Genomic DNA, 18,261 nt, shown 5'->3' on the forward strand with positions numbered 1-18,261 from the left:
GCCGTCCGGTACATCGGTCCGTCAGCCGGTCAACTCGTCCACGAGGGCGCGCAGAGCGAGGCGGTAGGAGCCGATGCCGAATCCGGCCACGGTCCCCGTGGCGACCGGCGCGACCACGGAGTTGTGGCGGAATTCCTCCCGTGCGTAAGGGTTCGAGATGTGCACCTCGATCAGCGGGGCGGTGCGCTGGGCCGCCGCATCCCGCATTCCATACGAATAATGGGTGAAGGCCCCGGGGTTGAGAACGACCGGAATTGAACCGTCCGCGGCCTCGTGGAGCCAGCGGATCAGCTCGCCCTCGTCGTTGGTCTCCCGGACGTCGACATCGAAGCCGAGTTCCTTGCCGAGGGCCTGACAGGTCTCGACGAGTCCGGCGTACGACGTGGCGCCGTACACATCGGGCTCACGGGAGCCGAGCCGGCCGAGGTTCGGCCCGTTGAGGACGAGGACTCGGCGGGTCACGCCGACACCTCCCCGTAGGCTGCGAGCAGCACGGCCGGGTCGGGGCCCTCCAGCACGGTGGGCTTGCCGAGGCCGTCGAGAACGACGAAGCGCAGCAGGTCGCCGCGGGACTTCTTGTCGATCTTCATGTTCTCCAGCAGCTTGGGCCACTGGTCGCCACGGTAGGTGAGGGGCAGTCCGACGGACTTCAGGACGGCGCGGTGCCGCTCGGCGGTGGCGTCGTCGAGGCGTCCGGCCAGCCGGCCCAGCTCGGCAGCGAAGACCATGCCGACCGAGACGGCCGCGCCGTGCCGCCACTTGTAGCGCTCATTCTTCTCGATGGCGTGGGCCAGAGTGTGGCCGTAGTTGAGGATCTCGCGCAGTCCGGATTCCTTGAGGTCGCTGGAGACGACCTCGGCCTTGACCCGGATGGCGCGTTCGATCAGCTCGGCGGTGTGCGCTCCGGCGGGTGTACGGGCGCCTTCCGGGTCCGCCTCGATGAGGTCGAGGATCGCGGGGTCGGCGATGAAGCCGGCCTTGATGACCTCGGCCAGGCCGCTGACGTAGTCGTGAACAGGCAGCGAGTCCAGGGCGGCGAGGTCGCAGAGGACGCCTGCGGGCGGGTGGAAGGCGCCGACGAGGTTCTTGCCCTCGGCGGTGTTGATACCCGTCTTGCCGCCGACGGCCGCGTCGACCATGGCAAGCACGGTCGTGGGTACGGCGATCCAGCGCACCCCTCGCAGCCAGCTCGCCGCGACGAAGCCGGCCACATCGGTGGTGGCTCCGCCGCCGACGCCGACGATGACATCGGTGCGGGTGAAGCCGGTCTGCCCGAGCGCCTTCCAGCAGTACGCCGCGACTTCGACGGTCTTGGCCTCCTCGGCATTCGGCAGCTGGATGGCGATGGCCTCGTAGCCCTGCTCCACGAGGTCCTGACGGACCGCCTCACCTGTCTCGGCGAGCGCCTCGGGGTGCAGCACGGCAACCCGTTTGGCGCGGTCGCCGATGAGCGTGGGCAGCTCGCCGAGGAGTTGCCTGCCCACCAGCACCTCGTACGGGTCGGATCCCGCGCTGCCGGCGATCTGGATACGGGTGGTGCCCTGCTCGGTCATGCGTGTGTTCTCCACGCCGGAGAGAACGGGATCGTCCGTGCGCTCCGGCAGTTCCAGTGCGTCGAGGACCGCCTGGGCGACCTCTTCGGGGGTGCGCTCGTCGGTGGCGACGGTTGCCCGGGCCACCTCGGTGTACAGATGGCGGCGGGCGTCCATCTGCTCGCGCCACTGTCGGCGCGGGTTGACGGCGAGCAGCGGGCGGGCGGTGTTCAGGCCGACCCGCTTGACGGCCTCCTCCACGTCCATCGAGAGATAGACGACGGGGTGGTCGGCGAGCAGCGCGCGGGTCGTCTCGTCGAGCACGGCGCCGCCGCCGAGGGAGAGGACACCCGTGTGCTCGGCGACGGCGGTGTGCACCGCCTGTCGCTCCAGCTCGCGGAAGTGTTCCTCGCCCTCGTCGTAGAAGATCTCCGAGATCGGCTTGCCGGCCGTGGCGACGACGTCCGTGTCGGTGTCCCGGTAGGTGGTGCCGAGCCGGTCGGCGAGCAGTTCACCGACCGTGGACTTACCGACGCCCATCGGGCCGACGAGGACGATCAGCGGGCCGCTCATCGGATCTGCAGGTGGTCGAGGTACGACTGCACATTGCGGCGGGTCTCGGGAACACTGTCCCCGCCGAACTTCTCGGCGACGGCGTCGGCGAGGACCAGGGCGACCATCGCCTCGGCGACGATGCCCGCGGCCGGAACGGCACAGACATCGGAGCGCTGATGGTGGGCCTTGGCGGGTTCGCCGGTGACGACGTCAACGGTTGCGAGCGCGCGCGGCACAGTCGCAATGGGCTTCATCGCGGCGCGGACCCGCAGCAGTTCGCCGGTGGTCAGACCGCCCTCGGTGCCGCCAGAACGCCCGGAGGCGCGCTTGATGCCGTCCTCGGTGACCAGGATCTCGTCGTGCGCCTTGGAGCCGGGAACCCGGGCCAGGTCGAAGCCGTCACCGACCTCGACCCCCTTGATGGCCTGGATGCCCATCAGGGCCGCGGCGAGCCGGGCATCGAGACGGCGGTCCCAGTGGACGTGTGAGCCGAGGCCGACGGGCACTCCGTACGCGAGCACCTCGACGACGCCACCGAGGGTGTCGCCGTCCTTGTGGGCCTGGTCGATCTCGGCGACCATTTCCTTGCTCGCGTCGGCGTCCAGGCAGCGCACCGGGTCGGCGTCGAGCCTCTCGACGTCGGCGGGCGTCGGGTAGACGCCGTAGGGCGCCTTGGCCGCGGCCAGTTCGACGACATGGCTGACGATCTCGATGCCGGCGGTCTCCTTGAGGTACGACCGTGCGACGGCACCGAGCGCGACCCGGGCCGCGGTCTCCCGGGCGCTGGCGCGCTCCAGGATCGGCCGGGCCTCGTCGAAGCCGTACTTCTGCATGCCCGCGAGGTCGGCGTGGCCGGGCCGCGGGCGGGTCAGCGGGGCATTGCGGGCCAGCGCCGCCAAATCCTCGGGGCCGACCGGGTCGGCCGACATGACCTGCTCCCACTTGGGCCACTCGGTGTTGCCCACCATCACGGCGACCGGAGAGCCCATGGTGAGACCGTGGCGCACCCCGCCGAGGAAGGTGACCTCATCCTTCTCGAACTTCATCCGCGCACCGCGGCCATGACCGAGCCGCCGCCGGGCGAGCGCGTCCGCCACCATCTCCGTGGTGATCGGGACGCCGGCGGGAAGACCCTCCAACGTCGCCACGAGTGCGGGGCCGTGCGACTCCCCCGCGGTCAGCCAGCGCAACCTGCTCAACGGTGCTCCTCATGCTCGCGCCTGGAACTGCGATGGCGCGACCGGGTGCGCGGCCCTGGCCCGCCACCTTTGATCCTCCCACGATCGGGGACGTGAACCGGTCGCCGGTCCAGCAGGCGGACGCGTCCCACCGGCGGGCGCAAGGGGTCAGCGGGCGGCGAGCGCCGCTTCCCCGGCCTGTCGCATGGCCGCGAGCGGCACGGGTGAACGGCCCGTCATCTGCTCGACCTGGAGAACGGCCTGGTGCACCAGAAGATCGAGACCTCCGACGACTGAGCCGTTACGGGCAGCCCAGGCGGCCGCGAGTCCGGTCGGCCAGGGCTCGTACAGCACATCGAAGAGCATTCCGGGCCGGTCCGGTACGGCATCGGCCAGCGCGTCCGTGGCACCGGCCGGGGTGGTGGCGACGACCAGCGGGGCATGCAGCGCCTGCTCGGCCGCCGTCCAGTCGGAGATCCGGACGTCGACGCCGAGGCGTTCGCCCCAGCCGCGCATCTCCCGGCCCCGTTCCCGGCTGCGGACGTACGCCGTGACCGGTCCCGTACAGATCTCGGACAGCGCGGCGAGCGCAGAGGAAGCGGTCGCTCCGGCACCGAGCACGGCGGCGGCGTCGGCCTTCTCCAAACCGCGTTCGCGCAGCGCGGCCAACATGCCGGGGATATCGGTGTTGTCCCCGATCCGCCGGCCGTCCTCGGTGAGGACCACCGTATTGACCGCCTCCACCGAGGACGCGGTCTCGCTGATGGAGTCCAGCAGCGGGATGATCGCGCGCTTGAGCGGCATGGTCAGCGAGAGCCCGGCCCAGGTGGAGTCGAGTCCCTGGACGAAACCGGGGAGCGCGTCCTCGTCGATCTCGAACCGGTCGTACGACCATCCGGTGAGACCGAGCTCTTGGTACGCGGCCCGATGAAGGACCGGAGAGAGCGAGTGGGCGATGGGCGAGCCGAGGACGGCTGCCCGGCGACGCCCGTCAGACGAGGCCATGCTTTTCCTTGAACTTCTTGTTGAGCTTCTCGTGCTCGGCGGCCGTCTTGGTGAAATCGGTTTTCTTGCCGTCGAGCGAGATGAAGAACATCCACCCGTCACTGGTGGGATTGAGCGTTGCGCGCAGGGCTTCTTCGCCCGGATTGCTGATCGGACCCGGCGGAAGACCCTCGTGGTAATAGGTGTTGTACGGGTCCGGATTGCTCAGGATCTCACTCGACCCGATCTTGATCTCGCTCTGATTCTTGAGGTAATTGAATGAGGAGTCGAATTGAAGCTTACGGTTCGTGACCGTATTGTCCGGCTCCAGGCGGTTGTAGACGACTTCGGCCATCTTGCGGAAGTCGTCGTGCGTGAGACCCTCCGCCTGGACCAGGCTGGCGACAGTGAGAACCTGCCATGGGCCGTCCAGATCGTACTTCTTGGCCGTTCCCTCGAGGTCGAGCTTGTCGTACTCCTCGTTGGCACGGGAGACCATCTTCTTCAGGATTGTCTCCGGCTTGGTTTCCTTGGTGACCGGATAGGCGGCCGGGTAAAGGAATCCTTCCAGCGGGTCCTTTATGTCCTGGTCGTCGCTTGCCCAATCGGGCAAACCGAGGTCGGATGCCTCGGACGCGGCAACTTCCTTGGTCGTTCCCTTTTTGAGGCCGAGCTTCTTGTCGACCATCTCGTAGATGGCGACATTGCGGTAACCCTCGGGGATCACCAGAAGGTTCTGACTCTTCGGGTCGACCATCATCTTCACGGCCTCGGCCGCGGACATCTTCTCGTGGAGCAGATAGACGCCTGCCTGGATCGACTTGCCCTTGGGGTTCTCGTTCTGCGCGGCGACGAACGCGTCGACGCTCTTGACGACACCCTTCTGCTTCAGGATGTTGCCGATTTCGTAACCGAGGGCGCCCTTCTTGATCTCGACCTCGACCTCGCCGGTGCCCGTTCCGGTGTAGTCGGGCGCAGCACCGAAATTGTCCTGCCAGAACGAGTAACCGACGTAGCACACTCCGCCGAGGCCGCCTAGCAGGACCACCGAGACAACCAGGCAGGCGAGGCCGCTGCGGCCCTTCTTCTTCCCCTTGCCGCCCCGGCGCTCATTTCCGCCGCGACCGCCGCGGCGTGACTCGCGCGGGTCGTCGTCGTACGCGTCGTCGTCTTCGTCGCTGTGGTCGTCGGCGCCGGTGAAGAAGGGGTGGGTCTCCTCCGGCTGGGCCTCCGGATCCCAGTCGGGACTCTGCGCGGGGGCCTGCTCGGGGATGGCCTCCCGGTGGCCCGGGGGCTGCGGCGGCCGGTACGCCTCCGGCGTGCCGTAGTGGTCATCCGTCTCGCCGTAGCCGACCTGCCGGCCGCCGTACGGGTCGGCCTGCTGGGCGTCGTACGGGTCGGCCTGCTGGGCGTCGTAAGGCATCCCGGCGGACTGCTGCCCGGTGTCCCAACCACCGTTGTCGTACTGGGGCTGGGGCTGGGGCTGCTGCTGTGCGTACGGGTCCTGCGGAGCTCCGTACGCAGGCTGCTGCTGTTGGTGCTGCTGTGCGTACGGGTCCTGCGGCTGATGCTGGAGCTGCTGCGCGTAGGGATCCTGCTGGAGCTGCTGCGCGTAGGGATCCTGCTGCTGATGCTGGTGCTGGTGCTGATGTGCGTACGGGTCCTGCGGCGGCTGTTGCGCGTACGGATCCTGGGGGTAGGGCTGCTGGCCGCCGTACTGACTCTGGCCGTGGGCAGACGGTTGCCCTCCCCATCCCTGATCCCCGTACAAGGGGTCCTCGGGATGCCACGGTTCGGAGCCGGGGCCCCGGCCATACTCAGTCATCGATCCCCTAGAGCCGCGAGACGACATTCCGTCTCTTTTGCTGTGCGGTGTTTATTCGAACACCGCCGCATCGCGCGGAACGTTACCGTATCGCGATCAGAGCGCCACTTCGATGCCTTCGCCCGGGGCTTTACCCGACGCCCGTTCGGACTCCAGAGCGTTCTGAAGGATCACCACAGCGGCAGCCTGATCGATGACGGAACGACCTTTCTTGGACTTCACGCCCGAGGCGCGCAGTCCTTGACTGGCCGTCACTGTGGTCATCCTCTCGTCCACGAGTCGCACCGGAATGGGCGCGACCGAGCGGGCGACCTCCTGGGCGAAGACCCGGATCTTGGCAGCGGCGGGGCCTTCACCGCCGCCGAGGGATCGCGGCAGGCCGATGATGATCTCGATCGGCTCGTACTCCTCGACGATCTGCCCGAGCCGACGGTGGGCCGCCGGGACATCGCGTCCCGGAACGGTCTCCACCGGCGTGGCGAGGATCCCGTCGGGGTCGCACGAAGCGACCCCGATCCGGGCGTCCCCGACGTCGATCGCGAGACGACGACCGCGGCGCATCTGCGTCATCCCCGCCGTCACGCGGTCTCGGTGACGAGGCGTTCGACAGCGGCCACGGCGGCGCTGATGGCCTCGGGGTTCTGGCCGCCGCCCTGGGCGACGTCCGGCTTGCCGCCGCCACCGCCGCCGAGGGTCTTGGCGGCGGTACGGACCAGGTCACCGGCCTTGAGTCCGCGCTCACGGGCAGCCTCGTTGGTGGCGATCACGGTCAGCGGGCGGCCGTTGGCTGTGGTGAACAGGGCCACAACAGCCGGGCGGCCACCCTGGATGCGTCCGCGGACGTCAAGGACGAGCTTGCGCAGATCGTCGGCCGAGGTGCCGTCCGGGACCTGACCGGTGACCAGGGCGACGCCCCGCACGTCCCTGGCGGAATCGACCAGACCGGCGGCGGCCTGGAGGACCTTCTCCGCGCGGAACTTCTCGATCTCCTTCTCGGCGTCCTTCAGCTTGCCGAGCATTCCGGCGATCTTCTCCGGGAGCTCCTCGGGACGGCCCTTGACCAGCTCCTGAAGCTGGGCGACGACCGTGTGCTCCCTGGCGAGGAAGTTGTAGGCGTCGACACCGACGAGGGCCTCGATACGGCGCACGCCGGAACCGATGGACGATTCGCCGAGCAGCTTCACCAGACCCAGCTGGGCGGTGTTGTGGACGTGCGTACCGCCGCAGAGCTCCTTGGAGAAGTCGCCGATGGTGACGACCCGGACCCGCTCGCCGTACTTCTCGCCGAACTCGGCGATGGCGCCCTGCTTCTTGGCCTCATCGATCGGCATGACCTCGGCCTGGACGTCGAGTTCACGGGCGAGGACCTCGTTGATCTTCTGCTCGACGTCGGTGAGGACCGTGCCGGGTACGGCGGCGGGCGAGCCGAAGTCGAAGCGGAAGCGACCCGGCGAGTTCTCCGAACCGGCCTGGGCTGCCGTCGGGCCCAGTGCGTCGCGCAGCGCCTGGTGCGTGAGGTGCGTGGCGCTGTGGGCGCGGGCGATGGCACGGCGGCGGGTGGTGTCGATGGCGGCGTAGGCAGAAGCGCCCACCGTCACCTCGCCGACCTGCACCGAACCCTTGTGGACGGAGACGCCGGGGACGGGCTGCTGGACGTCGCGGACCTGGATGACGGCGCCGCTGTCGAGCCGGATCCGGCCCTGGTCGGCGAGCTGGCCGCCGCCCTCGGCGTAGAACGGGGTGCGGTCCAGGACGACTTCGACCTCGTCGCCCTCGGTGGCGGCGGGCGAGGACACACCGTCGACGAGCAGGCCGACGATGGTCGACTCGCCCTCGGTGGCGGTGTAGCCGGTGAACTCGGTGATGCCGGAGTTGTCAGCGACCTCACGGTAGGCGGACAGGTCGGCGTGGCCGGTCTTCTTGGCCTTGGCGTCGGCCTTGGCACGCTCCCGCTGCTCCCTCATCAGGCGGCGGAAGCCGTCCTCGTCCACCGAGAGGCCTTGTTCGGCGGCCATCTCCAGGGTGAGGTCGATCGGGAAGCCCCAGGTGTCGTGGAGGAGGAACGCCTTGTCGCCGGCGAGGACCTTGCCCCCGGCGGCCTTGGTCTCGGTGACGGCCGTGTCGAGGATGTTGGTGCCGCCCTTGAGGGCCTTGAGGAAGGCAGCCTCTTCGGCGAGGGCGACGGTCTCGATGCGCTTGCGGTCGGTGATCAGCTCCGGGTACTGCTGCCCCATCGTGTTGATCACAACATCGACCAGGTCCAGGACGACCGGGCCCGTGGCACCCAGCAGCCGCATGTTGCGGATGGCGCGGCGCATGATGCGGCGCAGCACATAGCCGCGGCCCTCGTTGCCGGGGGTGACGCCGTCACCGATCAGCATCGCGGAGGTACGGATGTGGTCGGCGACCACGCGGAGCGAGACGTCCGAACCGTGGTCGGCGCCGTAGTGCACGCCGGTCAGCTCGGTGGCACGGTCCATGACGACGCGCAGGGTGTCGGTCTCGTACATGTTCGGTACGCCCTGGAGGATCATGGCGAGACGTTCCAGGCCCAGGCCCGTGTCGATGTTCTTCGACGGCAGGTCGCCGAGGATCGGGAAGTCCTCCTTGCCGTCACCGGCGCCCCGCTCGAACTGCATGAAGACCAGGTTCCAGATCTCCACGTAGCGCTCGTCATTGACGGCCGGGCCGCCTTCGACGCCGAACTCGGGACCGCGGTCGTAGTTGATCTCGGAGCAGGGGCCGCAGGGTCCGGGGACGCCCATGGACCAGAAGTTGTCCTTCTTGCCCAGGCGCTGGATGCGCTCGGCCGGTACGCCGATCTTGTCGCGCCAGATCTGCTCGGCCTCGTCATCGTCCAGATAGACCGTGATCCACAGCCGCTCGGGGTCGAGACCGAAGCCGCCGTCCGCCACGGAGCTCGTCAGAGCCTCCCAGGCGTAGCTGATGGCGCCTTCCTTGAAGTAGTCACCGAAGGAGAAGTTGCCGCACATCTGGAAGAACGTGCCGTGCCGGGTGGTCTTGCCGACCTCTTCGATGTCCGGCGTACGGACACACTTCTGCACGCTGGTGACGCGCGGGGCGGGCGGCTTGACCTCGCCGAGGAAGTACGGCTTGAAGGGGACCATGCCCGCGGGGACCAGGAGCAGAGTCGGGTCGTCCGCGATGAGCGACGCCGAAGGCACGACGGTGTGACCGCGCTCCTCGAAGAAGCTCAGCCAGCGGCGACGAATTTCAGCCGACTCCATCAGTGGTCCTCATTCCGGTTGTACGAGTTGTAGGGGAGCTTGCGGTAGTTGGCGGCTTTGAGGGACCTGTCCGGTCCGACAGGCTCGGCCGCTTCGACGGCGAAATGACGCTGTACGGGGAGGTCGAGGTCGACCGGTGCCTCCAGGCCCAGCGCCTCGCCCAGTTCGGCCTCGCGCCGGGCCATGGACTCGCGGACGTCCAGAGCGAAGTCCTTGAGCTTGTGGCCGGTCTCGATCGCCTTGTCCGCGGCCTGCGCCGCGAGACTCTCGGGGGTCAGCTGCTTGAGCTTCCGGTTGACCTTGGTGGTGGCCCAGATTCCGGCGGCGGCGCCGGCGGTGAACCAGAACGTACGGCGGAACATCGCTGCGTCAGTCCTTCGATCCGCGGGTGTTTTTGCCGCTACGCTTCCTGCCGCGCGCGGCCGGCACGGTGCGGCCGACGATCACGGTACGGCGGGCAGGTTCCGGTTCCGGATTGGTCTTGCGGCCGATGGCCTGCCGTACCCCGTAACCGAAAGCGGCGACCTTGACGAGCGGGCCGCCGAAGGCCGATGCGACAGTGGTGGAAAGCGCCGAGGCGTTCGAGGTGACTTCCTGGACGTCCGTGGCGATCGCGTCGACCTTGTCAAGCTGGGTCTGCGCGGCGCGCACAGTGGCGGAGGCGTCGGCAAGCAGCGGGACCGCCTGCTCGGTCACGTCCGCCACGAGCTTGGTGGTCGCCCTGAGTGTCTGGGCCAGCCTCACCAGTACGACGGCGAGGAACGAAACCAGGATCGCCCAGAAGACGGCCACCAGGATCCCGGCTACCTCTCCACCGGACACAGTGCACCGCTCTCTATCTTGTCGCTGACTCTGTATCTGTCTGTCTCTGCTCGCGACCGCTGCTGCAACAGCCGATCGTCGTCTCCCGAGCCTATCGCGCCGGTGGTCGCGCCCCGTACCGCATTACCGGCGGCAAGGAGCGCAGTCCGGGGCAGCCCCGGGAGAACGCTGAGGCCCGCCGCCTCCCGTATCGGGAAGGGGCGGGCCTGAGCGCTGGTGAGAGCGGCTGCGCCTGGATCAGCGGGCGTAGTACTCGACGACGAGCTGCTCGTCGCAGATCACCGGGATTTCCTTGCGGTTCGGGTCCCGGTCAAGGCGGAAGGCCAGGGCCTTCAGGTTCACCTGCAGGTAGCGCGGGGTCTCGCCGTCGGGGGCGTAACCACCCTCGCGGGCAACCTGGAAGGGGTGCTTGTCGCGGCTGCGCTCGCGGACCGTCACGACGTTGTCGGGACGGACACGGAAGGACGGCTTGTCGACCTTGCGGCCGTCGACCTCGATGTGACCGTGCACGACCATCTGGCGGGCCTGGTAGATGGTGCGGGCGATGCCCGACCGCAGGACCAGGGCGTCGAGACGACGCTCGAGCTCGACGACGAGCGCCTCGCCCGTCTTGCCCTCGGCCTTCTTGGCGCGGTCGTAGGCACGCGCCATCTGGCGCTCGCTGATGTCGTACTGGGCGCGCAGACGCTGCTTCTCCAGCAGACGGACCTTGTAGTCCGAGTTCTGCTTGCGGCCACGGCCGTGCTCGCCCGGCGGGTAGGGGCGGGCCTCGAAGTACTTGACAGCCTTCGGCGTCAGCGCAATGCCGAGCGCGCGGCTCTTCTTGACCTTGGGACGCGACTGGTTAGGCACGTTCTCCAGACCTCCATCGTAGGTTAGGCTTACCTTACTTGAGGAGATCGCATGTCTCGCCCGGGGAACACCACACACGTCACGGACAGCACTGACAGCGTCGACACCGCTCAGGGTGCCGATACGACGGAGGACCGATCAGATCGTGGTCAGCCGCGTCCCGGCGGGCTTGAGATCACTCGGATGCCGTCAGCAGCCGAGCGCACACGAACTCCTCTACAGAGTACCTGTTCGTCGGCACTGCTCGTCCCCGGGCTGAACGCACTTCGAATTCCACGAGCCGGTGCAGGACGTCGGCGAAGTGCTGCACGCCATGCACACGCTCTTCGAGGCAGCGGCACGCTTGAACGGGGAATGACCCCTGCGCGTCCTTCTCAGTCGGCGGACGGGCCTGAGAGCCGCTCGCGGACCCGCTCCACCACATCCGCGTAGCGCGCCTCCGCACCGTAGCGCGTGGGCTGGTAGTAGTGCTTGCCGCGTACGGCGTCCGGGGCGTATTGCTGGGCGGCGATACCGCCGGGGACATCATGCGGATACACATAGCCCTGGGCGTGTCCCAGCTTGGCGGCGCCCTTGTAGTGGCCGTCGCGCAGATGTGCCGGGACGGGGCCCGCAAGGCCCTTCCGTACGTCCTCCTGAGCGGCGAAGATCGCCAGTGTCGCCGCATTGGACTTGGGGGCGAGGGCCAGGGCGATCGTGGCATGACTCAGGGTGAGCGCCGCCTCGGGAAAACCGATCATGGCGACCGCCTGGGCGGCCGCGACGGCAGTGGGCAGTGCCGTGGGGTCTGCGAGACCGATGTCCTCGCTGGCTGAGATCATCAGCCGCCGGGCGATGAACCGGGGGTCCTCCCCCGCCTCGATCATCCGGGCCAGATAGTGCAGCGCGGCATCCACATCGGAGCCGCGGATCGACTTGATGAGCGCGCTCGCCACGTCGTAGTGCTGGTCTCCGTCCCGGTCGTACTTGACGGCGGCACGGTCGACGGTCTCCTCCAGGGTCAGGAGGGTGATCTCCTTCTCCTGCTTGGCCAGCGCCGCACCGGCCGCGGCCTCCAGCGCCGTGAGCGCCCGCCGGGCATCGCCGCCCGCGATGCGCAGCAGATGTGCCTCGGTGTCCCTCGGCAGCGCCACCGCGCCGCCGAGTCCGCGCTCGTCGGTCAGGGCACGCTGCAACAGGCCGCGCAGATCGTCGTCGGTGAGCGATTCCAGGGTGAGCAGCAGCGAGCGCGACAGCAGCGGCGAGATGATCGAAAAGTACGGATTCTCGGTGGTCGCGGCGATCAGCGTCACCCAGCGGTTCTCCACTGCCGGGAGCAGCGAGTCCTGTTGCGCCTTGGAGAAGCGGTGGATCTCGTCGAGGAAGAGAACAGTCTCCTTGCCGTAGCCGCCGCTGGCGCGGCGGGCGCCCTCGATGACGGCCCGCACTTCCTTGACGCCCGCGGTGATCGCGGAGAGCTCGACGAAGCGCTTGTTGGTGGCCTTGCTGACCACGTACGCCAGAGTCGTCTTTCCGATGCCGGGCGGGCCCCAGAGGATCACCGACGAGGGGCCTGCGGGCCCGCCGCTCCCCTCGCCGACGAGGCGGCGCAGCGGCGAGCCCGGCTTGAGCAGATGCTGCTGGCCGACGACCTCGTCGAGGGTGCGGGGGCGCATCCGGACAGCCAGTGGGCTGCTGGACAGGTCCTTCTCCTGACGGTCTTCGGCAGCTGCGGTAAAGAGGTCGGGCTCCACGTTTTGAAGCCTATGTCACGGCGCTGACATCCCTGCCGGGCCGGTCGCCCGGCAGGAGCGAGGGGCCGGTCAGCTGGTCCAGAAGTCCCACCAGCGGGTCAGGATCAGCATGCCGATGATGCCGGTCCACAGGACCGGCGGCACCCAGTGGAACTCCGTCAGTCCGTTGCGCAGCCAGTTCGGCGCGGGCAGGATCCGGTGCTTGATGTTGTGCGTGGTGACGTAGCAGAACATGAAGATCGTGGCGACCCAGGCCAGGCAGCACCACAGGCAGACCGAGTTGATGTTGTAGAGCGACTGGTACTGGAGCCAGGTACAGAAGCCGACGCCGAACAGCGTGCCGGCATTCATCCCGAGCCAGTACCAGCTGCGGAAGCGGGCGCCCGCGAGCAGCGCCAGACCGATGCCGATGATCACGGAGTAGGTAGCCAGACCGAGCATCGGGTTCGGGAAGCCGAACGCGGACGCCTGCTCGCTCGTCATGATGTTGCCGCATGCGACGACCGGGTTGAGACTGCAGCCCGGTGTGAAGTTGGGGTCCTCCAGCAGCTTGAACTTGTCGATCGTGATGACCCAGGAGGCGAAAAGTCCGGCCGCGCCCGTGATCACCAACAGCAGTGCGAACGCCCGACTGCCTCCGATGCTCCTCTTCCCGCCGTCCTCTTCCTGGTCGGAGGAGGGATGGTCAACCGCTGCAGTCGTCATATCGCCGTTCCATCAGTGAGTGGCCTGCTGGGCACGGACATTGTGCCGTACCGCACCGCTGGCCCTCTGTTCGATGGACATAAATATGTGCGCAAAACTCTGAGCCCGGCCGGAACGGAACACGCGGGTCCGCGGGACGCTCTGAACCGTGACCGAACTTGCGCTGGAGTGCGCGGCCTGCGCAAGCGCTACGGCGACGTGACCGCGGTCGACGGCATGGACCTGGGCATACGGCGTGGCGAGGTGTTCGGCATCCTCGGACCGAACGGGGCCGGGAAGAGCACCACCGTGGAAATCCTGCAGGGCCGTCGCAACCGCGACGAAGAGACCGGGTCAGTGCTCGGCGCTGACCCGGCTTCCGCCTACCGCCGTTGACCTTCCCGGGTCGGAGTCGTCTGGCAGGATGAATGCGCGCCCGCCGAGTTGACGTACGCGAGACGGTGACGCACTTCGCCCGCTACTACCCGAGACCGCCCTAGGCCAGGCGCCCGCGGATCACCTCGGCCACGCCCGGCAGGGGTACCGCCGTTTGCTCGCCGGACGCCATGTCCTTGAGCTGGACGACGCCCTCGGCCAGGTCCCGCTCCCCCGCGACGATCGTGAACCGCGCCCCCGACCGGTTCGCGCTCTTCATCGCACCCTTGAGGCCGCGGTTTCCGTACGCGAAGTCCGACGCCACACCCTCGCGGCGCAACTGCGTCACGATCCCGAAGAGCACCCGCCGGGCCTCCTCGCCGAGCGGCACCGCGAAGACGCTGGTGGCCGCGGGCAGTTCGAGCTCGATGCCCTCCGCCTCCAGCGCGAGCACCGTACGGTCCACGCCGAGCGCCCAGCCGACCGACGGGAGCGCCGGGCCACCGATCATCTCGGAGAGGCCGTCGTAGCGGCCGCCGCCACCCACCGCAGACTGCGAGCCGAGTCCGTCGTGGACGAACTCGAAGGTGGTGCGGGTGTAGTAGTCGAGGCCGCGGACCAGCTTCTCGTCGTCCTCGTACACCACGCCTGCCGCGGAGAGCAGGTCGCGCACCTCCTCGTGGTACGCCTTGCAGGCATCGCACAGATAGTCGCGCAGAACCGGCGCGCCGGTCAGCTGCTTCTGCACCTCGGGCCGCTTGTCGTCGAGGACCCGGAGCGGGTTGATCTCGATGCGGCGACGGGTCTCCTCGTCCAGGTCGAGCTCGCGCAGGAAGCCCTGGAGCGCGTCCCGGTAGACGGGGCGGCACTCCTTGTCGCCCAGCGAGTTGAGCAGGATGCGGAAGTTCTGCAGACCCAGCGTGCGGTATGCCTGGTCGGCCAGGATGATCAGCTCGGCGTCCAGCGCCGGGTCCTCGGCACCGATCGCCTCGGCGCCGACCTGTGAGAAGTGCCGGTAGCGGCCCTTCTGCGGGCGCTCGTAGCGGTAGTACGAGCCGGAGTACCAGAGCTTCACAGGCAGGTTGCCGAGCTTGTGGAGGTTGGCCTCCAGCGCGGCGCGCAGCACGGACGCGGTGCCCTCGGGGCGCAGCGCCAGCTGGGAGCCGCCCTTGGTGGTGAGGGTGTACATCTCCTTGGTCACGATGTCCGTGGACTCACCGACGCCGCGCGAGAAGAGGGCGACGTCCTCGAAGCCGGGCGTCTCGATGTAGCCGTAGCCGGAGTTCTTCAGGGGTGCGGCGATCGCGTCACGCACCGCGAGGTACTTCGCGGAGTCGGGCGGGGTCAGGTCGTACGTGCCCTTGGGGGCCTTGAAGGTGCTCACGGAACTTCTCTCGTCACATTCCTCGTCGGGGCGCGTCCGTACCGTTCAGATACGGATTCGAGGCGCGCTCGCGGCCGATGGTCGTCTGGGGGCCGTGGCCGGACAGCACCACGGTCGAGTCGTCGAGCGGCAGGCACACACGGGCCAGCGACTCAAGCAGCTCGGCGTGGTCGCCGCCGGGCAGGTCGGTGCGTCCGACGGAGCCGGCGAAGAGCAGGTCGCCCGAGAAGAGGATCTGCGGCACATCCGCGGCCTCGGGCATCCTGAACGTCACCGACCCCTTGGTATGGCCGGGCGCATGCGCGACATCGAACTCCAGACCGGCCAGCTTCAGCTGGGCGCCGTCACCAAGTTCCTTGACGTCGTCCGGCTCCCCCACCGTCAGCTCGCCCATGAGCGGCATCCCGATGGAGCGGCCGAGAGCCTTCTCCGGGTCGCTCATCATGTACCGGTCCTCCGGGTGGATCCAGGCAGGGACGTCGTGCGCGCCGCACACCGGGACGACCGAGGCGACATGGTCGATGTGGCCGTGGGTCAGTACGACGGCGACGGGCTTCAGCCGATGCTTCTTCAACGCTTCCTCGACTCCGGATGCGGCCTGGTGGCCCGGGTCGATGATCACGCACTCCTCGCCTGCGGCCGGGGCGACCAGGTAACAGTTGGTCCCCCAGGCCCCGGCGGGGAACCCGGCAATGAGCACGATCGTCCTTAATGGTCGTCCGACGGTGGATTGCGACTGAGAAAGGTCGCGGCAGTTCAGAGCCTACCGGCGCTCCTCATTCCACAGCTAACCCATATACGGTACGGGGCAGCCCAGGCTCATCACACGACCTACAAGGAGATCACCCGGTGGTCAGCAGCGATCAGCGGCGGCGGCAGCTCGCCAGGGAGAAGTTCGAGCGGCAGCAGCAGCGCCGGGAGGAGGCCCGCCGCAGGACAAGGCGTCTGACGGTCATCATCACGTCCGTGGTGGCCGTGGTGGCGGTCGTCGGGGTGGGCTCGTACATCGCCCTGGACGGCGACGGCAAGGACAAGAGCGACGCGGCCGCGAGCGCCAGCCCGTCGGACTCGCCGTCGGCGAGCGAGAGCAGCGTGCCCGAGCCCGCGATGAAGATCGACAAAAAGGCGAAGTACACAATGTCGCTGAACACGAACCAGGGCGACATCGCGTTCACGATGGACGCGGCGAAGACGCCGCACACCACGAACTCCTTCAAGTCGCTGGCCGACAAGGGCTTCTTCGACGGTACGAAGTGTCACCGGTTGACGACGCAGGGCATTTTCGTCCTGCAGTGCGGTGACCCCAAGGGCGACGGCACGGGCGGCCCCGGCTACACGATCCCGGACGAGAACCTGACCGCGCTGGGCAAGGCGGGCCAGGACGGCACGGTGACCTATCCGGCGGGCACGGTGGCGATGGCGAACACCGGCCAGCCACACACCGGTGGCAGCCAGTTCTTCCTGGTGTACAAGGACAGCAAGCTGCCGCCCACCTACACCCCGTTCGGCACCATGGACGATGCCTCACTGAAGGCCGTCAAGGAGATCGGTGCGGCGGGTGTGGCCGGCGGTGCGCCTGACGGAGCGCCCAAGAAGGCCGTGGACATCTCGAAGGCCGCCGTCGACAAGTCGTGACGCGGCCGGACCGGGCCGGCCGGTGATGACGGCGAAGCGCGGGCCGGATTATTTTCGGCCGCGCTGAGTGCGGACAGCCGGGCGGCCGGTCGCCTAGATTGGCGTTGTGCAGGGCGGGCGCAGCCCGCCCCAGGAAACTGTGGACGATGCCAGGGGGGCGAACCCTCTCGCAGGCATCAGGTGGAGGAGGCGCTGTGAGCAGCGACCCGTGGGGCCGCGTCGATGAGACGGGCACCGTGTACGTGCGTACAGCCGATGGCGAGCAGGTCGTCGGATCGTGGCAGGCGGGTTCCCCCGAGGAGGCTCTGGCCTACTTCGAGCGCAAGTACGAGGGCATTGTGGTCGAGATCGGCCTCCTCGAACGGCGGGTGAAGACCACCGATCTGTCGACCAAGGACGCCACGACCGCCATCGAGCATCTGCGCCTGCAGGTGGACGAGCATCACGCGGTCGGCGACCTCGACGCGCTGCGCAAGCGACTCGACGCGCTGGTGGCGACGGTCGACTCGCGGCGCGAGGAGCGCAAGGCCCGGAAGGCGAAGCAGACCGACGAGGCGAAGCGCGCCAAGGAGGCGCTGGTCGCCGAGGCCGAGGAGCTGGCGCAGAGCGAGCAGTGGCGCTCCGCGGGCGATCGTCTCCGTGCGCTCGTCGACACATGGAAGGGGCTGCCGCGGCTCGACCGCAAGTCGGACGACGAGCTGTGGCACCGCTTCTCGCACGCCCGCTCGGCGTTCTCCAAGCGTCGCAAGGCCCACTTCGCCTCGCTGGACGCCCAGCGCGAGGAGGCCCGCAAGGCCAAGGAGAAGCTGGTCGTCGAGGCCGAGTCGCTCTCCGGGTCCACTGACTGGGGAGCGACGGCCGCCCGCTACCGCGACCTGATGACGGAGTGGAAGGCGGCGGGCCGTGCCCAGCGCGAGGCCGAGGACGATCTGTGGAACCGTTTCCGCGGTGCTCAGGACGTCTTCTTCGCCGCCCGCAGCGAGGTGTTCGCCGAGCGGGACGCGGAGCAGGGCGAGAACCTCAAGCTCAAGGAGGAGCTCGCGGTCGAGGCCGAGAAGCTGGTGCCCGTGCAGGACCTGAAGGCGGCCAGGGCCGCGTTCAGGTCCATCAACGAGCGCTGGGAGGCCATCGGCCATGTGCCGCGTGACGCCCGCCCGAAGGTCGAGGGGCGGATGCACGCGGTGGAGCGAGCGCTCCAGGAGGCGGAGGAGTCGGAGTGGCGCCGGACGAACCCGGAGGCGCGTGCGCGCGCGGAGGGTCTGACCGGTCAGCTGCAGGCGGCCGTGGACAAGCTGCGTGCGCAGATCGACACGGCCCGCGCCTCGGGCAACAACGCCCGGGCCGACAAGCTGGCCAAGGAGCTCGAAGGCCGGCAGGCACTGCTGGACCAGGCGCTGAAGGGCCTGGAGGAGTTCGGCGGCTGAGAGGCTTGTGACAAGGCCCCCTGCGCGTCC

At 68.5% G+C, this 18,261-nt stretch carries 16 protein-coding genes and 1 pseudogene; 3 read left to right on the top strand and 14 right to left on the bottom strand.

What is annotated here, in order from left to right:
• Window positions 1-21: 21 nt before the first annotated feature.
• The 12 genes from aroQ to ABT115_RS08155 all read right to left on the bottom strand — a co-directional run bounded on the left by aroQ (window position 22) and on the right by ABT115_RS08155 (window position 13,434).
• The gene (aroQ, locus tag ABT115_RS08095) at window positions 22-462 is read right to left on the bottom strand and encodes a type II 3-dehydroquinate dehydratase (RefSeq protein WP_351785371.1); all 441 of its coding nucleotides are present in this window, start codon (window positions 460-462) and stop codon (window positions 22-24) included.
• Entirely contained in the window at window positions 459-2,105 is a 1,647-nt protein-coding gene (gene aroB / locus ABT115_RS08100; protein ID WP_351785373.1) for a 3-dehydroquinate synthase, read from the bottom strand. Before aroB ends, aroQ begins: the two co-directional genes overlap by 4 nt.
• A complete protein-coding gene (gene aroC / locus ABT115_RS08105) occupies window positions 2,102-3,286 on the bottom strand; it encodes a chorismate synthase (RefSeq protein ID WP_351785376.1) in 1,185 nt (394 codons plus the stop codon). The genes aroB and aroC overlap by 4 nt, the downstream gene beginning before the upstream one ends.
• A gap of 147 nt (window positions 3,287-3,433) precedes the next feature.
• Window positions 3,434-4,270, bottom strand: a complete 837-nt coding sequence (locus ABT115_RS08110) for a shikimate dehydrogenase (protein ID WP_351785378.1) — start codon at window positions 4,268-4,270, stop codon at window positions 3,434-3,436.
• Window positions 4,257-6,074 (bottom strand): endolytic transglycosylase MltG, encoded by a 1,818-nt coding sequence (gene mltG, locus ABT115_RS08115; protein WP_351785381.1) that lies wholly within the window; start codon window positions 6,072-6,074, stop codon window positions 4,257-4,259. Before mltG ends, ABT115_RS08110 begins: the two co-directional genes overlap by 14 nt.
• A gap of 96 nt (window positions 6,075-6,170) precedes the next feature.
• Window positions 6,171-6,644 (bottom strand): Holliday junction resolvase RuvX, encoded by a 474-nt coding sequence (gene ruvX / locus ABT115_RS08120; protein ID WP_351785797.1) that lies wholly within the window; start codon window positions 6,642-6,644, stop codon window positions 6,171-6,173.
• A gap of 8 nt (window positions 6,645-6,652) precedes the next feature.
• Window positions 6,653-9,322: an alanine--tRNA ligase gene (gene alaS, locus ABT115_RS08125; RefSeq protein WP_351785384.1), complete on the bottom strand. Its 2,670-nt coding sequence runs from the start codon at window positions 9,320-9,322 to the stop codon at window positions 6,653-6,655.
• A complete protein-coding gene (locus ABT115_RS08130) occupies window positions 9,322-9,684 on the bottom strand; it encodes a DUF6167 family protein (protein ID WP_351785387.1) in 363 nt (120 codons plus the stop codon). The genes alaS and ABT115_RS08130 overlap by 1 nt, the downstream gene beginning before the upstream one ends.
• A gap of 7 nt (window positions 9,685-9,691) precedes the next feature.
• Window positions 9,692-10,144 carry a DUF948 domain-containing protein gene (locus ABT115_RS08135; protein WP_351785390.1) on the bottom strand — a complete coding sequence of 151 codons (453 nt, stop codon included), beginning with the start codon at window positions 10,142-10,144 and terminating at the stop codon, window positions 9,692-9,694.
• 237 nt (window positions 10,145-10,381) lie between these two features.
• Window positions 10,382-10,996: a 30S ribosomal protein S4 gene (gene rpsD, locus ABT115_RS08140; RefSeq protein WP_277325114.1), complete on the bottom strand. Its 615-nt coding sequence runs from the start codon at window positions 10,994-10,996 to the stop codon at window positions 10,382-10,384.
• Window positions 10,997-11,370: 374 nt separating this feature from the next.
• On the bottom strand, window positions 11,371-12,729 hold the full coding sequence (locus ABT115_RS08150; RefSeq protein WP_351785393.1) for a replication-associated recombination protein A: 1,359 nt from the start codon (window positions 12,727-12,729) through the stop codon (window positions 11,371-11,373).
• Between the two features lie 69 nt (window positions 12,730-12,798).
• Entirely contained in the window at window positions 12,799-13,434 is a 636-nt protein-coding gene (locus ABT115_RS08155) for a vitamin K epoxide reductase family protein (RefSeq protein WP_351785396.1), read from the bottom strand.
• A gap of 216 nt (window positions 13,435-13,650) precedes the next feature.
• Here ABT115_RS08155 and ABT115_RS08160 point away from each other — a divergent pair.
• Window positions 13,651-13,907, top strand: a pseudogene (locus ABT115_RS08160) (ATP-binding cassette domain-containing protein); the annotation flags it as partial.
• Window positions 13,908-13,909: 2 nt separating this feature from the next.
• On the opposite strand, the gene hisS reads toward ABT115_RS08160, so the two are convergent.
• Entirely contained in the window at window positions 13,910-15,172 is a 1,263-nt protein-coding gene (gene hisS, locus ABT115_RS08165) for a histidine--tRNA ligase (RefSeq protein WP_351785399.1), read from the bottom strand.
• Window positions 15,173-15,185: 13 nt separating this feature from the next.
• Window positions 15,186-15,872: an MBL fold metallo-hydrolase gene (locus ABT115_RS08170; protein ID WP_351785402.1), complete on the bottom strand. Its 687-nt coding sequence runs from the start codon at window positions 15,870-15,872 to the stop codon at window positions 15,186-15,188.
• 149 nt (window positions 15,873-16,021) lie between these two features.
• Between ABT115_RS08170 and ABT115_RS08175 the strand changes: the two genes are divergently transcribed.
• Together ABT115_RS08175 and ABT115_RS08180 are read left to right on the top strand one after the other, a co-directional pair.
• On the top strand, window positions 16,022-16,807 hold the full coding sequence (locus ABT115_RS08175; RefSeq protein ID WP_351785404.1) for a peptidylprolyl isomerase: 786 nt from the start codon (window positions 16,022-16,024) through the stop codon (window positions 16,805-16,807).
• Window positions 16,808-17,001: 194 nt separating this feature from the next.
• On the top strand, window positions 17,002-18,231 hold the full coding sequence (locus tag ABT115_RS08180) for a DUF349 domain-containing protein (RefSeq protein WP_351785407.1): 1,230 nt from the start codon (window positions 17,002-17,004) through the stop codon (window positions 18,229-18,231).
• Window positions 18,232-18,261: the final 30 nt, after the last annotated feature.

Origin of the sequence: Streptomyces sp. NPDC001832 (assembly GCF_040297265.1) — a bacterium.
Classification (GTDB): Bacteria; Actinomycetota; Actinomycetes; order Streptomycetales; family Streptomycetaceae; genus Streptomyces.